Source organism: Pseudomonas sp. 58 R 12, from assembly GCF_900005865.1.
In the GTDB taxonomy this organism is placed as follows: Bacteria; Pseudomonadota; Gammaproteobacteria; order Pseudomonadales; family Pseudomonadaceae; genus Aquipseudomonas; species Aquipseudomonas tritici.
Genome location: NZ_CVTP01000016.1, coordinates 330,067 through 345,895, shown reverse-complemented (window position 1 = coordinate 345,895; position 15,829 = coordinate 330,067). Strand labels below are relative to the sequence as shown.

The 15,829-nt window shown below is 59.6% G+C and carries 16 protein-coding genes; 11 read left to right on the top strand and 5 right to left on the bottom strand.

The window, feature by feature from the left end:
* Positions 1–2: 2 nt before the first annotated feature.
* The 3 genes from BFP95_RS10945 to BFP95_RS10935 form a co-directional block, all read right to left on the bottom strand.
* Positions 3–923 carry an SPFH domain-containing protein gene (locus BFP95_RS10945; RefSeq protein ID WP_046381704.1) on the bottom strand — a complete coding sequence of 307 codons (921 nt, stop codon included), beginning with the start codon at positions 921–923 and terminating at the stop codon, positions 3–5.
* Positions 924–1,000: 77 nt separating this feature from the next.
* Complete coding sequence (locus tag BFP95_RS10940) at positions 1,001–2,680, bottom strand: GspE/PulE family protein (protein WP_065874430.1); 1,680 nt, start codon at positions 2,678–2,680, stop codon at positions 1,001–1,003.
* A gap of 84 nt (positions 2,681–2,764) precedes the next feature.
* Positions 2,765–3,103, bottom strand: coding sequence for a hypothetical protein (locus tag BFP95_RS10935; RefSeq protein WP_065874429.1), 339 nt, complete (start codon positions 3,101–3,103; stop codon positions 2,765–2,767).
* A 127-nt stretch (positions 3,104–3,230) separates the two neighbouring features.
* On the opposite strand from BFP95_RS10935, the gene BFP95_RS10930 reads away from it, so the two are divergent.
* Complete coding sequence (locus tag BFP95_RS10930) at positions 3,231–3,701, top strand: Lrp/AsnC family transcriptional regulator (protein WP_065910046.1); 471 nt, start codon at positions 3,231–3,233, stop codon at positions 3,699–3,701.
* 86 nt (positions 3,702–3,787) lie between these two features.
* Here BFP95_RS10930 and BFP95_RS10925 read toward each other — a convergent pair whose 3' ends face one another.
* Positions 3,788–5,155, bottom strand: a complete 1,368-nt coding sequence (locus tag BFP95_RS10925) for a CYTH domain-containing protein (RefSeq protein WP_049711028.1) — start codon at positions 5,153–5,155, stop codon at positions 3,788–3,790.
* A gap of 158 nt (positions 5,156–5,313) precedes the next feature.
* Between BFP95_RS10925 and argE the strand changes: the two genes are divergently transcribed.
* The 4 genes from argE to BFP95_RS10905 all read left to right on the top strand — a co-directional run bounded on the left by argE (position 5,314) and on the right by BFP95_RS10905 (position 10,803).
* A complete protein-coding gene (argE, locus tag BFP95_RS10920) occupies positions 5,314–6,462 on the top strand; it encodes an acetylornithine deacetylase (protein ID WP_065874427.1) in 1,149 nt (382 codons plus the stop codon).
* 133 nt (positions 6,463–6,595) lie between these two features.
* Positions 6,596–7,894, top strand: a complete 1,299-nt coding sequence (argA, locus tag BFP95_RS10915; protein WP_049711030.1) for an amino-acid N-acetyltransferase — start codon at positions 6,596–6,598, stop codon at positions 7,892–7,894.
* A 623-nt stretch (positions 7,895–8,517) separates the two neighbouring features.
* Positions 8,518–9,873 carry an OprD family porin gene (locus tag BFP95_RS10910; protein ID WP_065874426.1) on the top strand — a complete coding sequence of 452 codons (1,356 nt, stop codon included), beginning with the start codon at positions 8,518–8,520 and terminating at the stop codon, positions 9,871–9,873.
* Positions 9,874–10,164: 291 nt separating this feature from the next.
* Positions 10,165–10,803 carry a peroxiredoxin gene (locus tag BFP95_RS10905; protein ID WP_065910044.1) on the top strand — a complete coding sequence of 213 codons (639 nt, stop codon included), beginning with the start codon at positions 10,165–10,167 and terminating at the stop codon, positions 10,801–10,803.
* On the opposite strand, the gene BFP95_RS29450 is transcribed toward BFP95_RS10905, so the two are convergent.
* Positions 10,793–11,113, bottom strand: coding sequence for a hypothetical protein (locus tag BFP95_RS29450; protein ID WP_139115306.1), 321 nt, complete (start codon positions 11,111–11,113; stop codon positions 10,793–10,795). The two genes, BFP95_RS10905 and BFP95_RS29450, sit on opposite strands and share 11 nt — an antisense overlap.
* On the opposite strand from BFP95_RS29450, the gene ssuE reads away from it, so the two are divergent.
* The 6 genes from ssuE to BFP95_RS10875 all read left to right on the top strand — a co-directional run bounded on the left by ssuE (position 11,112) and on the right by BFP95_RS10875 (position 15,787).
* Entirely contained in the window at positions 11,112–11,705 is a 594-nt protein-coding gene (gene ssuE / locus BFP95_RS10900) for an NADPH-dependent FMN reductase (protein ID WP_065874424.1), read from the top strand. The genes BFP95_RS29450 and ssuE overlap by 2 nt on opposite strands.
* A 95-nt stretch (positions 11,706–11,800) precedes the next feature.
* Positions 11,801–12,769, top strand: coding sequence for a sulfonate ABC transporter substrate-binding protein (locus tag BFP95_RS10895; RefSeq protein ID WP_065874423.1), 969 nt, complete (start codon positions 11,801–11,803; stop codon positions 12,767–12,769).
* Between the two features lie 24 nt (positions 12,770–12,793).
* Positions 12,794–13,942: an FMNH2-dependent alkanesulfonate monooxygenase gene (gene ssuD / locus BFP95_RS10890; protein WP_065874422.1), complete on the top strand. Its 1,149-nt coding sequence runs from the start codon at positions 12,794–12,796 to the stop codon at positions 13,940–13,942.
* Positions 13,943–13,951: 9 nt separating this feature from the next.
* Positions 13,952–14,740 carry an aliphatic sulfonate ABC transporter permease SsuC gene (gene ssuC, locus BFP95_RS10885; protein ID WP_065910042.1) on the top strand — a complete coding sequence of 263 codons (789 nt, stop codon included), beginning with the start codon at positions 13,952–13,954 and terminating at the stop codon, positions 14,738–14,740.
* A complete protein-coding gene (gene ssuB, locus BFP95_RS10880) occupies positions 14,737–15,543 on the top strand; it encodes an aliphatic sulfonates ABC transporter ATP-binding protein (RefSeq protein WP_025857375.1) in 807 nt (268 codons plus the stop codon). The genes ssuC and ssuB overlap by 4 nt, the downstream gene beginning before the upstream one ends.
* 28 nt (positions 15,544–15,571) lie before the next feature.
* Positions 15,572–15,787, top strand: coding sequence for a TOBE domain-containing protein (locus tag BFP95_RS10875; RefSeq protein ID WP_003213899.1), 216 nt, complete (start codon positions 15,572–15,574; stop codon positions 15,785–15,787).
* The last annotated feature ends 42 nt before the right edge of the window (positions 15,788–15,829 follow it).

Genomic DNA, 15,829 nt, shown 5'->3' with positions numbered 1-15,829 from the left:
CCTCAGCCTTTCTTGTTGTCGAACGTCGCCTTGACGATCTCGCCGATACCGCCGACCGCACCGATCACCTGGCTGGCTTCCAGCGGCATCAGGATGACCTTGCTGTTGTTGGCGGACGCCAGCTTGCCCAGTGCGTCGATGTATTTTTGCGCGACGAAGTAGTTGATGGCTTGAACGTTACCGGTGGCGATCGCCTCGGAAACGACTTGAGTCGCACGAGCCTCAGCTTCAGCCTGACGTTCACGGGCTTCAGACTCCAGGAACGCAGCTTGGCGCCCACCTTCGGCCTCAAGAATTTGTGCCTGCTTCTTGCCTTCTGCTGTCAGGATCGCCGACGCCCGCAGGCCTTCGGCCTCCAGGATCTGCGCGCGCTTGATCCGCTCGGCTTTCATCTGGCCAGACATGGCTGCCATAAGGTCGGCGGGCGGGCTGATGTCCTTGATCTCGATACGGGTGATCTTGATGCCCCATGGCGCAGTAGCTTCATCAACGGTGCGCAACAGTTTTTCGTTGATACCGTCACGCTGGCTGAGCATGGCATCCAGCTCCATGGAGCCGAGCACAGTACGGATATTGGTTTGCAGCAGGTTGCGGATGGCGTGTTCGAGGTTATTGACCTCATAGGCCGCCTGGGCGGTGTTGACCACCTGGAAGAAGCACACGGCGTCGATCTGCACGGTGGCGTTGTCGGCTGTGATCACTTCCTGGGGCGGGATGTCCAGCACGCTCTCCATCACGTTGATCTTGCGACCGATGCGGTCCATGACCGGGATGATGATGTTCAGGCCAGGCTTGAGAGTGTTGGTGTATCGGCCAAAACGCTCGACTGTCCACTGGTACCCTTGGGGGACGACCTTGAAGCCCATGAACAGGATGGCGATGGCCAAGCCCACAAAAAGAAGCAGTACGGTTCCGATCTGCATAGCGATTCCCTATCTGATGGTGTCAGTGAAACGACGTTCGGCCGATTGTAACGGTGTTGTCACCGATAAGAACGGTTTCACCGCGTAACAAACAAAGGATTTGTTACCGAATCCCCAGGCGTCACCCGCAATACTTCCGCCAGAGTGGTCAGCCCCGCTTCGACCTTTTGCAAGCCAGCGCGGCGCAGGCTGCACATGCCTTGTGCAACCGCTGCCTGGCGCAGGGCCTGCACGTCGGCGCCGGGCGTGATCAGCGCCTTGAGCGCTTCGTTCAACACCATGATTTCGTAAACGCCGGCTCGCCCCCGATAACCGCTGTTTCGGCATTCAACGCACCCGACGGCCTCATGGCCCTCACCCTGCGCACGTTTGCAGTGAGGGCACAAAACCCGCACCAACCGCTGCGCCATTACGCCCAGCAAGGTAGCCTTGATTAAATAGTGAGCAATGCCTAGCTCCTGCAAACGGCTGATGGCGCTGGGTGCATCGTTGGTATGCAGTGTGGATAGCACCAAGTGCCCGGTCAGCGCGGCCTGGATTGCCATTTCCGCAGTTTCCTGGTCGCGGATTTCGCCGATCATGATGATGTCCGGGTCCTGACGCAGCAGGGCGCGGATGCCGCTGGCAAAGGTCAGGTCGATGTTGTGTTGCACCTGCATCTGGTTGAACGCGGGTTCGACCATCTCGATCGGGTCTTCCACGGTGCACAGGTTGACCTCCCGGGTCGCCAGTTGCCTGAGCGTGGTGTAAAGGGTGCTGGTCTTGCCCGAACCCGTAGGGCCGGTGACCAGGATGATGCCGTTGGTCTGGCCAGTCATGGCGAGCCAGCGTTGTTGGTCCTCACTGGACAGGCCTAACTGGTCAAAGCCCTTGAGCAGCACTTGCGGGTCGAAAATCCGCATCACCAGTTTCTCGCCAAATGCCGTCGGCAACGTGGAAAGGCGCAGTTCGACTTCAGCCCCCGTCGGGCTTTTGGTCTTGACCCGGCCGTCCTGTGGCCTGCGTTTTTCCGCCACGTTCATGCGGCCCAGGCTCTTCAGGCGGCTGACCACGGCCATCGTGACCTGTGGCGGAAACTGATAGACATCATGCAGCAGCCCATCGATGCGAAAGCGCACACGGCCCTGTTCACGGCACGGTTCAATATGGATATCGCTGGCGCGCTGGGCAAAGGCGTACTGCAGCAGCCAGTCGACGATGTTGACGATATGCGCATCGTTGGCATCCGGCTCCTGGTCGCTGGCGCCAAGGTTGAGCAGGTCGACATTGCCAGGGGCCGCGACCTTTTGATCGGCGCCGCTGACGGACTTGGCCAGCCGGTAAAACTCGCCGATACAGCGGGCGATGTCCTGGGGGTTGGCGACCACCCGCTTGATCGAGCGCTTGAGTACCTGGGCGAGCCCGGCTTCCCAGCTGGTGATGTGAGGCTGGGCGCTGGCGACGGTGACGGTCTGTGCGTCCACCGCCACCGCCAGGATGGCATGGCGTTGAGCGAAGGCGTGGGACATCAGCGGCACGACCGTCGCGACGTCGATCTTCAACGGGTCGATGCGCAGGTAAGGTTGCCCGGCATGCTGGGCAAGCCATTCGGTCAGTGTTTCCAGGTTGGGGCCAAGGGCTGCGATGCTTTCCAAGGGATGCTGGGTGTTGCTGGCCGGTAGCGCCGACAAGCGTTGCGCTATCTCGGGTGTGATCAGTTTTCCGTCGACCAAAGCCGGCAACAGCTGGTGCAGTTCCAATCGTTGGTCAGCGGGCATGAAGATTTTCCTGGATGGCAGTGGGCGTAAATCCCAGGCTAGCCAGCCCCTGAATATCTGCCTCTCAGGGTGTATTGCAGATTTTTACCGAGCGACCGCCACCATCGCTTGAGGCCCCGTAGAGTCAGCTGACCACACATTCAGCGCGCACACGTTGATCAGGTTTCGAATCTTTTCACCGATTACCTGAGCGCGGTGCCAGCTCAGGCCGTCCATCACAATGCCGATGTTCAGCAGGTCATGCTCCCTGTTCACTGTGACGTGTCGCGGTGTCAAAAACTGCAGCGCGAAATAGTTGAGCACTCGGCACAGCACATCCGGCTCCGCCTCGGCGACGATCTGGTAATGCGCCTGACAATGGGCGTTGTTGACGGCCCAAGCGTCGACGCGAGTGACAGGGTGAGTGGTTTCGACGGCGTGCATGGGAAAGCTCCAGATTCGACTGGAGAAATTTTTACATTCGCCATGGGAGATTTCTTATCTAAGATGAGCCTGTTTTGCGAATAATCGAATCAATCAATTCAAGATAAGCGCCATAGAAGGTATTTATATGCACAGCGAGCTGGACGCCTACGACCGCCGTATCCTGGCCCTGCTGCAAGAGGACGCCTCGCTTTCCAGTGCACAAATTGCCGAACAGGTGGGCCTGTCCCAGTCGCCCTGCTGGCGGCGCATCCTGCGGCTCAAGGAAGAGGGGGTGATTCGCGGCCAGGTCACCTTGCTCGATCGCAAGAAGATCGGTCTCAATACGCAGATATTCGCCGAGGTCAAACTCAACGCCCACGGCCGTTCCAACTTCACTGAGTTCACCGACGCGATTCGCGGCTTTCCGGAAGTGCTGGAATGTTATGTGCTGATGGGGGCGGTGGATTTTCTGTTGCGAATTGTCACTTCGGACATTGAGGCGTATGAGCGGTTTTTCTTCGAGAAGTTGTCGATGGTGCCGGGGATTCAGGAGGTTAATTCGATTGTGGCGCTATCCGAGATCAAGTCCACGACCAGCCTGCCAGTATTGCGCTGATCGAGCCGGCCTCATCGCGGGCAAGCCCGGCTCCCACAGGGAATGCATTCCAAATGTGGGAGCCGGGCGTGCCCGCGATGGCGATATTACAGACGCAGAAGGGTCTTCCAGGCACGGTTCTGATACACCGCAATCGCCTGATGCATCCGCGCATCCAGCGACTCATCGGTGATCGGCTGGTTGGCCAGTTGCGCCAACTTGTTCAGCTCGCCATACAGGCGGTCCAGTTCCGGAACGTCGACCACGTTACGCGCATGGTGCAGCCAGGCCTGGATGCGTTCGATACGCGGCAGTTGCTCAGCCAGGTCTTCCGGCTGCTGCTGGTAGCGCGGCAGTTGCAGGGCGACAGCATCGTCGGCCAGCAGGCGCGGCAGCCAGTTGGTGATTTGCGCAGCGCCCTGGCGATTGCCGCGCACGTTGCGGTCGGCGGTCCAGGTGCGGGCCAGCAGCCAGCGCGAAGTGCTCAGTGAGAACAGGCCCCAACGCACGTCTTCCAGTTCTTCGGCGAACTGTTCCGGCGCGGCTTTACGGATGTCTTCATCGTCGTCACCGGCTTGTACCAGTGGGCGCCAGTCTTCCAGAAGAGCATCGAGTGCGCTGCGCAGTTCGCTGGTGGATTGACGCGGCGCGGCCTGGCCGAGGCTTCCGATCAGGGCACGCAGTTCGCCGAGGGTGTCGACCCAGTCTTGCAACAGGCGCCAGTGGCCATTGAAACGGTATTGCTCGGCCAGGCGTTGGCTGCTGCCGAGCAGGTGCCACATGATCGCAGCGAAGGCATCGTCCAGCGGCATTTCGGCGTGGATCTGCGGCGCCGGCAGGCTCAACGAGTAGCTGCTGGCGTCATACAGACGGTAGCCACGCTCGGCCTTGCTGATGTCGCAAGGCATCAGCGCCAGGGTCGCGGCCAGTTCGGCGGCCAGTTCCAGCAGGGCAGCCGGATCGCCTTCGCGCAGTTCCAGTTCCAGCTCGCAGATTTCTTCTTTCTGCTTGCCGACTACCACGTGGCCCAGGTCCAGGGCGGCTTCGATCACCACCTTGGCCTTGCCACGGCCCCAGGCGATCTCGGCGCGTTCACGCACGAAATCGGTGGTGAAGATCGGCTTGAGGGTCTTTTTGTCCAGCTCAGCCAGTTGCTCGGGCCAGCATTCTCCGTCGAGTTTCTTCACGTCGAGCTTGGCTTTGGGCAGGTCCCAGTTGTATTCGTTACGTTCCGACAAACCGGCGACGCTCTGACCACGGGTCTTGAGGGTCTGGATGATTTCGTCACCGTCCTTGCGCAGGCGCAGGGCGACTTTGGCCTGGGCCAGGTCGCGCTCAGGGGTGTCGAAATACTGGTTCATCAACTCACGGCGTTCCCAGCCACTTTTGTTGCGTTTTTTCAGTAGCGGGTGCTCACGCAGCGCGGCGAGTGTTTCGCGGCTGACGCGGAGCTTGATTTCGGTTTCTTTCTGCATGGCCGGAAAATCCAGGATCGGGAGCGCAGCCGGGAAAAAGAGTGGCTGCCAAGGTCGTGCAGTGTACAGGACTGAGCCCGGCAACGTGCCGCAACGGTTTATTGTGTCGTGCAGATGGCTCTATAGTGGGGCTCATCCGTGAAGTTGAGAGACCGCGCATGCCGTTACCCTCCATGAAAGAGCAGTTTGCCGCGCTGATTGCCGCGCCTTCGGTCAGTTGCACCCAAGCGGCTCTCGACCAGACCAACCGCCCGGTGATCGATTTGCTCGCCAGTTGGCTGGGTGACCTGGGTTTCGCCATCGACATCCAGCAAGTCAGCCCTGGCAAGTTCAACCTGCTCGCCAGTTACGGCAGCGGCCCCGGTGGGCTGGTGCTGGCCGGTCATAGCGATACCGTCCCTTATGACGCCGCGCTGTGGAAGACTGATCCGCTCAAACTGACGGAAGTCGACGGCCGCTGGGTAGGACTGGGCAGTTGTGACATGAAGGGCTTTTTTGCTCTGGCGATTGAAGCGGTGCTGCCGCTACTGGATCAACCGTTCAAGCAACCGCTGCTGATTCTCGCCACCTGCGATGAAGAGAGCTCTATGTCCGGCGCCCGCGCGCTGGCCGAGGCAGGGCGCCCGTTGGGCCGCGCGGCGGTGATCGGTGAGCCGACCGGGCTCAAGCCGATCCGCCTGCACAAAGGCGTGATGATGGAGCGCATCGACATCCTCGGCCAGAGTGGCCATTCGTCGGACCCAAGCCTGGGCCACAGTGCCCTCGAAGCCATGCACGACGCCATGGGCGAACTGCGCGGGCTGCGCCTGGCCTGGCAACGTGAGTACCGCAATCCGCAATTCAGTGTGCCGCAGCCGACCCTGAATTTTGGCTGCATCCATGGCGGCGACAACCCCAACCGCATCTGCGGCCAGTGTTCCCTGGAGTTCGACCTGCGGCCCTTGCCGGGCATGGACCCGCAAGTGTTGCGCGCGGCCATCCGGCAGAAGCTTGAGCCCTTGGCCGAGCGGCATAAGGTCAAGATTGACTACGCGCCGTTGTTCCCCGAGGTGCCGCCGTTTGAGCAAGCCGAAGACGCCGAGCTTGTGCGGGTTGCGGAACGATTGACCGGTCATCGTGCTGAAGCAGTAGCGTTCGGCACCGAAGCGCCTTATCTTCAGCGCCTTGGTTGCGAAACCCTGGTACTTGGCCCTGGCGACATCGCTTGCGCCCATCAGCCGGGCGAGTACCTCGAAATGTCACGCTTGACGCCTACAGTGCGTCTATTACGGGAACTGATCGAACATTACTGCCTGAAACCTGCATAAATTAACCTCTGCCCATTCGTACATAAGGAGAGTGAGCGTGTCGCCAAGCCTGTTCCGACGATAACCATCAGCCCGCTGTGCGCTTTCACGATTCATCCTTTTTCGGCTGCTTTTTATTACAGGCCCAGGTTCTATGCCCGACTACGTTAATTGGCTTCGTCACGCGTCCCCTTACATCAACGCCCACCGCGACTGCACCTTTGTAGTCATGCTGCCCGGCGATGGTGTGGAACATCCCAACTTCGGCAATATCGTCCACGACCTGGTGCTGCTCCACAGCTTGGGCGTGCGGCTGGTGCTGGTGCACGGTTCGCGCCCGCAGATCGAAGTGCGCCTTGAAGCGCGTGGCCTGACCCCTACTTACCACGAAGGCATGCGCATCACCGACGCGGCGACGCTGGAGTGCGTGATCGACGCGGTCGGCCACCTGCGTATCGCCATTGAAGCGCGCCTGTCGATGGACATGGCCTCGTCGCCGATGCAGGGCTCGCGCCTGCGCGTAACCAGCGGCAACTTCGTGACCGCGCGCCCTATCGGCGTATTGGACGGCGTGGACTATCACCACACCGGCGAAGTGCGCCGGGTCGACCGCAAGGGTATTAATCGCCTGCTGGACGAGCGCTCCATCGTGCTGTTGTCGCCGCTGGGGTATTCGCCCACTGGTGAGATCTTCAACCTGGCCTGCGAAGACGTCGCCACGCGCGCCGCCATCGACTTGGGTGCCGACAAGCTGCTGCTGTTCGGCGCCGACTTGGGCCTGATCGATGAAAATGGTCGCCTGGTGCGTGAACTGCGCCCGCAACAAGTGCCGGCCCACCTGCAGCGCCTGGGCAGCAACTACCAGGCCGAATTGCTCGACGCCGCCGCAGAAGCTTGCCGGGGTGGAGTAGGGCGCAGCCATATCGTCAGCTACGCCGAAGACGGCGCTTTGCTCACCGAGCTGTTTACCCGTGACGGCGGCGGTACGCTGGTGGCCCAGGAGCAATTTGAACTGGTGCGCGAAGCGGCGATTGAAGACGTGGGCGGCTTGCTCGACCTGATCAGCCCGCTGGAAGAGCAGGGCATCCTGGTGCGCCGTTCGCGGGAAGTGCTGGAGCGTGAGATCGAGCAGTTCAGCGTGGTTGAGCGCGAAGGCATGATCATCGCGTGTGCAGCGCTGTATCAGATCGCGGATTCGGATGCGGGTGAGCTGGCGTGCCTGGCAGTGAACCCGGAATATCGCCACGGTGCGCGGGGTGATGTGTTGCTGGAGCGCATCCAGACCCGAGCGCGGGCGCAGGGCTTGAAGACGTTGTTTGTCCTCACCACCCGTACCGCCCACTGGTTCCGTGAGCGGGGGTTTGTACCGAGCAGCGTGGATCGTCTGCCGTCGGCGCGGGCTTCGCTGTACAACTACCAGCGTAATTCGAAGATTTTTGAGAAGGCGTTGTAGGCCCGATTTCGGCGGTCAAGCAGGTCAACGTGTGAGAGGGGGCTTGCTCCCGATGGCGGAGTGTCAGTCGATAGTACTTGACTGGCTCACCGCTATCGGGAGCAAGCCCCTTCTCATTTCTATTCCTTCAGAAGTATTGATCAGGGCCGATACGATGGCAGGCACACCGTGAAACCAGCGGTGTTGACATCAAAAGAAAGTATTAGCGATACAAAAACTGTAACAAATTGACGGGAGGATGTGCGTTTCGCCATCATGGCGTCGCTTTTTTGATCGTGAGTGACGTATGAAGCCGTACAGTCAGACTAAACGGTCTAAAAAAGCGCTGGTAAATACCCTTTAGGAATAGCTTGTGTAACGTTCAGTCTACGTAGATTGGGTCGTTTCGCGAAAATGCTTATTCCTGAATCGTATGAAAAAGAATGAAATAATTCTTTTTGGGTGTATGAAAAACTCATTACCCTGCAGGGACCAAATCAACTGCGATTAGACGAAGGTAGTAGACACACAAGGTTACGATTGACTTGTCAGTCACTATGCGGCGCTAATCGCGCATCTGTGGATCGAGGGCGTCAGACCCGAGACCAAAGAAATACAAAAATTAGAAACGAGAGGAGCGGTACATGAATAAGTCCACCTTGGCTTTGGCTGTAGCTTTGGGCGCAATCGCCCAGCAAGCAGGCGCTGCCGGTTTCATCGAAGACAGCAAGGCCACCCTGGGTCTGCGTAACTTTTACATCAACACGGATAACCGTGACGGCTCTGCAAACCCGTCCAAGAACGAAGAGTGGGGCCAAGGCTTCGATCTGCGTTTTATTTCGGGCTATACCCAAGGCACCGTTCAGTTCGGCGTTGATGCCATCGGCTTGTACGGCGTTCGCCTCGATTCGGGCCGTGGCACCAGCGGTAACATCGCCGGTACTTCGTCCGGCGGCACTGTGTTCCCAAGCGACGGCAACCGTGCGGTCCACGATTTCGCCAGCCTGGGCGTGACCGGTAAGGTGAAGGTCTCCCAGACCGAGCTGAAGCTGGGCACCTTGCAGCCTAAGCTGCCAGTTATCGTGACCAACGATGGTCGTATGCTGCCGCAAACCTTCCAAGGCGGTCAGATCACCACCAACGACATCAAGGACTTGACCCTGGTTGCCGGCCAAGTCGAGAAGGCCAAGGGTCGTAACTCCAGCAACAACGAAAACCTGTCGATCGGCGGCGCCAACGGTGGCTCCAACTACAATGCCGGCAAGTTCAGCAACAAGTTCTACTACGCCGGTGGTGACTACAAGCTCACCAAGGACCTGACTGCCCAGTACTACTACGGCAATCTGGAAGACTTCTACAAACAGCACTTCCTGGGTCTGACCCACAACTGGTCGATCGGCCCGGGCGTATTGAAGTCTGACCTGCGTTATTTCAACAGCTCGGACGATGGTAAAAACGGCGACACCGCCGCTTACTTCTCCAGCGGTAACTACAACAACTTCAACGCCGGTAAAGGCAAGGTCGACAACAACCTGTACAGCGGCCTGTTCCTGTACACCGTTGCCGGTCACACCTTCGGTGGTGGTTATCAAGTCAGCAATGGCAGCAGCGACTTCCCTTGGTTGAACCAGGGCGATGGTTCGTCGGCTTACCTGACTACCGACATGCAGATCCAGAAGTTCGCCCGTGCTGGCGAGCGTACCTGGCAAGCACGTTACGCTTACGACTTCGCAAAAGTCGGTGTACCTGGCCTGACCGCTGGTGTTGTCTACCTCAAAGGTAGCGACATCGACACCATCGCCAACAACGCTGGTCGTGCTGAAACTACCGGCCAGTCCGAGTGGGAACGCGACATCACCGTTGCTTACGTAATCCCAGAAGGCCCGCTGAAAAACCTCGGCGTCGCCTGGAAAAACGCGATGTGGCGTACCGACCTGGCGAACACCCGTTCCCAGGACGAAAACCGCCTGATCGTCAGCTACTCGCTGCCACTGTTCTAGTAGTGTGAAGCTGTTGTAACTGTGTAAAACCTTGCCCGGTGCAACACCGGGCAAGGTGTCTTACTTTCAAGTCGGGCTAAACCCCCGCAAGCCCTTCCTGAACCCCTCTGTGTACAGCGTCTCAAGGCCTTCTCGAACCTTGGAATCGATGTTGCTCCTCGCCTGCTCCCACGTCCAATGAACAGATTTTTAATATTCCTTTATCGTCTAGATAAATCGATATTTATTCTTTTTAAATAATTCGCAATCCATGCACAGTGGGATCCATAAGCACTCACCAGGAGCACCACCATGAGCCTAAGACTGGGCGATATCGCCCCCGACTTCGAACAGGATTCCAGCGCCGGTACGATTCGTTTCCACGAATGGCTGGGCGATAGTTGGGGTGTGTTGTTTTCTCACCCGGCGGACTTCACCCCGGTGTGCACCACCGAGCTGGGCTTCACCGCCAAGCTCAAGGACGAATTTGCTCAGCGCGGCGTCAAGGCAATTGCCCTGTCGGTCGATCCGGTGGACTCGCACCACACGTGGATCGAAGACATCAACGAAACCCAGAACACCATCGTCAACTTCCCAATCCTGGCGGATGCCAATCGTAAAGTGTCCGACCTCTACGACCTGATCCACCCGAACGCCAGTGACACCCTCACCGTGCGCTCTTTGTTCGTGATCGACCCGAACAAGAAAATCCGCCTGACCATCACCTACCCGGCCAGTACCGGCCGTAACTTCCACGAAATCCTGCGGGTCATCGACTCGCTGCAGCTGACCGACAACCACAAGGTCGCCACGCCCGCCAATTGGCAGGACGGTGATGAGGTGGTGATCGTGCCGTCGCTCAAGGATGAGGACGAGATCAAGAAGCGCTTTCCGAAGGGGTATCGGGCGGTGAAGCCGTATCTGCGCCTGACACCTCAGCCTAACCGTTGATACCGAATCGCGGGCAAGCCCGCTCCCACAGGGGAATGCGCTCAACTGTGGGAGCCGGGCTTGCCCGCGATGGCGTCGGTACATGCACCACAGCATTTGAGTTGGAACCAAAACACACAGCAGGGGTTTTCAGGCCGTTTTTACGGCCTTTTTTTTCGCCCGGAGATTCATCACCCGCATATGCATTTAAAGAATAAACAAATGAAAAAATAAGATTTAAAGATATATAAATCTGCTGATAAGGTCTGTTCCATCTTGGCGCCGTCGCCACACAGCGAACCGCTGACACCTGCTCAAGGAATACCTGCATGTTGGTCGTAACACTTGGAGGCAGTCCCAGCCAGCGTTCGCGCTCCGGGGTGTTGCTGGATAAAACCCGACAGTGGTTGCAAGACAAAGGCGTGGAAGTGGTGAGTTACCAGATACGGGACTTCCCGGCTGAAGACTTGCTGCACGCTCGCTTCGACAGCCCCAAGGTCATCGACCTGCTGCAACAGGTGGCGAATGCGGATGGCCTGGTGATTGCCACGCCGGTCTACAAGGCTTCGTTTTCCGGCGCGCTGAAAACCGTGCTCGACCTGCTGCCCGAACGCGCCCTGGCCCACAAGATCGTGTTGCCGATGGCGACTGGCGGCAGCATCGCCCACATGCTGGCGGTGGACTACGCCTTGAAGCCGGTGTTGTCGGCGCTGAAAGCCCAGGAATTGCTCCACGGAATTTTTGCCGAGGACAGCCAGATCGCTTATGCCGAAGGCAGCGCACAAGCGCAGCTGGTGCCGGTGCTCGAACACCGGTTGCACGAAGCTCTTGAGCAGCTCCTCAGCGCCATGGCTCGTCGCCCGAAACCGCTGGACCCGCATGTGTTGAATGAACGTTTGTTGAGTGCTCGCTGGAGCATTTAAGCGGTACCCGACATCAAGTAACACTCACCTTACTCAGCCGCCAACGGCCAAGCAGGTGCAGCCAAAACCCTATTCGCATATTTGGAGAGAGCGCCATGCGCACTGTCATCTTGCGTCGTGGTCTGGTCGCACTGTTTGCTGCGGCTGTGTCCTTCGGCGCCATTGTTCAAGCTCAAGCCGCCGAGACCTTGCGTATCGGTTACCAGAAGTACGGCACGCTGGTGCTGCTCAAAGCCAAGGGCACCCTGGAAAAACGCCTGGCCGCCCAAGGCGTGAACGTGCAATGGACCGAGTTTCCCGGTGGGCCGCAATTGCTCGAGGGCCTGAACGTCGGCTCCATCGACTTCGGCGTGACCGGCGAAACCCCACCGGTGTTCGCCCAGGCGGCTGGTGCCGACTTGCTCTACGTGGCCTACGAACCGCCCGCGCCGACCAGCGAAGCGATCCTGGTGCCGAAAGATTCGCCGATCAAATCCGTGGCCGAGCTCAAGGGCAAGAAAATCGTGCTCAACAAAGGCTCCAACGTGCACTACCTGCTGGTACGTGCGCTGGAAGACGCCGGCCTGAAATACACCGACGTGCAGACCGTGTTCCTGCCGCCCGCCGATGCGCGTGCCGCCTTTGAGCGTGGCAGCGTGGATGCGTGGGTGATCTGGGACCCGTACCAGGCTGCCGCCGAGAAACAACTGCAAGCACGCACCCTGCGTGACGGTACCGGCATTGCCGACAACCATCAGTTCTACCTGGCGACCAAGCCGTACGCTGAAAAAAATCCGGAAGTGATCAAGGCGTTGATCGAAGAAGTGCGCGCCGTGGGCGAATGGTCCAAGGCCAACCCGCAGGAAGTGACTGAACAAGTCGCTCCGCTGCTCGGCCTGCCGGCTGACATCACCCTGACCTCGGTGAAACGCCAAGGCTACGGTGCGCTGTTCCTGACCCCGCAAGTGGTCGCTGCCCAGCAGAAAATCGCCGACACCTTCTACCAACTCAAATTGATCCCCAAGCCCTTGAGCATCAAGGACGTGATCTGGACACCACCCGCCGCCGTTGCCAAAGCGCCGTAATCCGATTTTTCAGGAGACAACTCCATGAGCCTCACTATTTTCTGGTTCCTGCCTACCCACGGCGACGGCCATTACCTTGGCACCGCCGAAGGCGCTCGCGCCGTTGACCACGGTTACCTGCAGCAAGTGGCCCAGGCCGCTGACCGCCTGGGGTTCGGCGGGGTGCTGATCCCTACCGGTCGCTCCTGCGAAGACTCGTGGCTGGTGGCTGCCTCGCTGATTCCGGTGACCCAGCGTCTGAAATTCCTTGTCGCGTTGCGCCCCGGGATCATTTCCCCGACGGTGGCCGCGCGTCAGGCTGCGACCCTGGATCGCCTGTCTGGCGGCCGTGCGTTGTTCAATCTGGTCACCGGTGGTGACCCGGAGGAATTGGCCGGCGACGGTCTGTTCCTCAGCCATGAAGAGCGCTACCAGGCTTCTGTGGAGTTCACCCGCATCTGGCGCCGCGTGCTGGAAGGCGAAACCGTGGATTACGACGGCGAGCACATCAGCGTCAAAGGCGCCAAGCTGCTTTACCCGCCGATCCAGCAACCACGCCCGCCGCTGTACTTCGGCGGTTCCTCCGAGGCCGCCCAGGACCTGGCTGCCGAACAAGTGGAAATGGTGCTGACCTGGGGCGAGCCACCGGCTGCCGTCGCTGAAAAGATCGAGCAGGTACGGGCCAAGGCCGCGAAGCTCGGGCGCACTGTGCGCTTTGGTATTCGCTTGCACGTGATCGTGCGTGAAACCAACGATGAGGCATGGAAAGCCGCCGACAAACTGATCTCTCATTTGGACGACGACACCATTGCTCGTGCCCAGGCCTCCCTGGCGCGTTTCGATTCCGTCGGTCAGCAACGCATGGCTGCCTTGCATGGCGGCAACCGCGACAACCTCGAAGTCAGCCCCAATCTGTGGGCCGGCGTTGGCCTTGTCCGAGGCGGCGCGGGTACGGCGCTGGTGGGCGATGGCCCAACGGTTGCTGAACGTGTGAAGGAATACGCAGCGCTCGGCATCGACACGTTTATCTTCTCTGGTTACCCACACCTGGAAGAGTCGTATCGCGTCGCCGAGCTGCTGTTCCCACACCTGGATATCGAGCGTCCCGAGCTGCCAAAAAGCGCCGGGTACGTCAGCCCGTTCGGCGAGATGGTCGCCAACGACATCCTTCCCAAAGCTGCGTCACAGAGCTGAGGCAGCGCCATGAACTTTGAAAAACTAAGCCATCGTGTGGCGCCCTGGGTACTGCCGATTCTCTTGCTGGCGGTGTGGCAGTTGTCGGTGTCGGCGGGCTGGTTGTCGACGCGCATTCTGCCGGCGCCCAGCGCCGTGATTGCAGCCGGCGTCCACCTGGTGGCCAGCGGCGAAATCTGGACACACCTGGCCATCAGCGGCTGGCGTGCGGGCCTGGGTTTTGTGATCGGCGGCAGCATCGGTCTGGCCCTGGGCTTTATCACCGGCCTGTCGGCGTGGGGCGAACGCCTGCTGGACAGCTCGGTGCAGATGATCCGCAACGTGCCGCACCTGGCGCTGATCCCGTTGGTAATCCTGTGGTTCGGCATCGACGAGACGGCGAAGGTTTTCCTGGTCGCCCTTGGCACGCTGTTCCCGATCTACCTCAACACGTATCACGGCATCCGCAATGTCGACCCGGCGCTGGTGGAAATGTCGCGCAGCTACGGCTTGTCCGGGTTCAGCCTGTTCCGTCAGGTGATCCTGCCCGGCGCGCTGCCGTCGATCCTGGTGGAGGTGCGGTTTGCCCTGGGCTTTATGTGGCTGACGCTGATCGTGGCGGAAACCATCTCGGCCAGTTCCGGTATCGGTTACCTGGCGATGAACGCCCGTGAATTCCTGCAAACCGATGTGGTGGTACTCGCGATTGTGATGTACGCGATCCTCGGCAAGCTGGCCGACCTGGCCGCGCGTGGCCTGGAGCGTGTGTGGCTGCGCTGGCACCCGGCGTATCAAGTGAATAAAGGAGGTGCGGCATGACAGCTCAACAACCCCCGCGCCTGCTGAAGGGGATTCCCTTGGCGGTGCGTAAACTGCGCAAGGCTTTTGGTGCGCGCGAAGTGCTCAAGGAAATCGACCTGCACATTCCTGCCGGCCAGTTCGTGGCGGTGGTCGGTCGCAGCGGTTGCGGCAAAAGTACGTTATTGCGCCTGCTGGCCGGCCTGGACAAAGCCAGCGGCGGCGAGCTGCTGGCCGGCTCCGCGCCGCTGAGCGAAGCGATTGAAGACACGCGGTTGATGTTCCAGGAAGCGCGCCTGCTGCCGTGGAAAAAGATTATCGATAACGTCGGCCTGGGCCTTAAAGGCAACTGGCGCCCCAAAGCGCTGGAAGCCCTGGAAGCAGTCGGCCTGGCCGAACGCGCCAATGAGTGGCCGGCGGCGCTGTCCGGTGGGCAGAAGCAACGCGTGGCCCTGGCGCGCGCCTTGATCCATCAACCGCGCCTGCTGTTGCTTGACGAGCCCTTGGGCGCGCTGGATGCCCTGACTCGTATCGAGATGCAGCAACTGATCGAAAACCTCTGGCAGAAGCACGGCTTTACCGTGTTGCTGGTGACCCACGATGTCAGCGAAGCCGTGGCCATTGCCGACCGGGTGATCCTGATCGAAGACGGCGAAATCGGCCTCGACCTGATCGTCGACCTGCCACGCCCACGGGCCCGCGGCTCGCATCGCTTGGCGGCGCTGGAAGCCGAAGTGCTCAACCGTGTGTTGTCGTTACCCGGCACGCCGCCGGAACCTGAACCTGTTTCACCGCTGCCTACGCAATTGCGTTGGGCTCAATAACTCACTTGTCCTACGAAGAGAGAACACCATGACTATTAAAGCCATCAACGTGCGTAACCAGTTCAAAGGCACGATCAAGGAAATCGTCGAAGGCGACGTGCTGTCGGAAATCGATGTGCAAACGGCGTCCGGCATCGTTACTTCGGTAATCACTACTCGCTCGGTCAAAGAGCTGGAGCTGGTGATTGGCAGCGAAGTGATTGCCTTTGTTAAGTCCACCGAGGTGTCGATTGCCAAGTTGTAATTGGCGTTGTTCTTGAGGCCGCTATCGCAGGCAAGCCAGCTC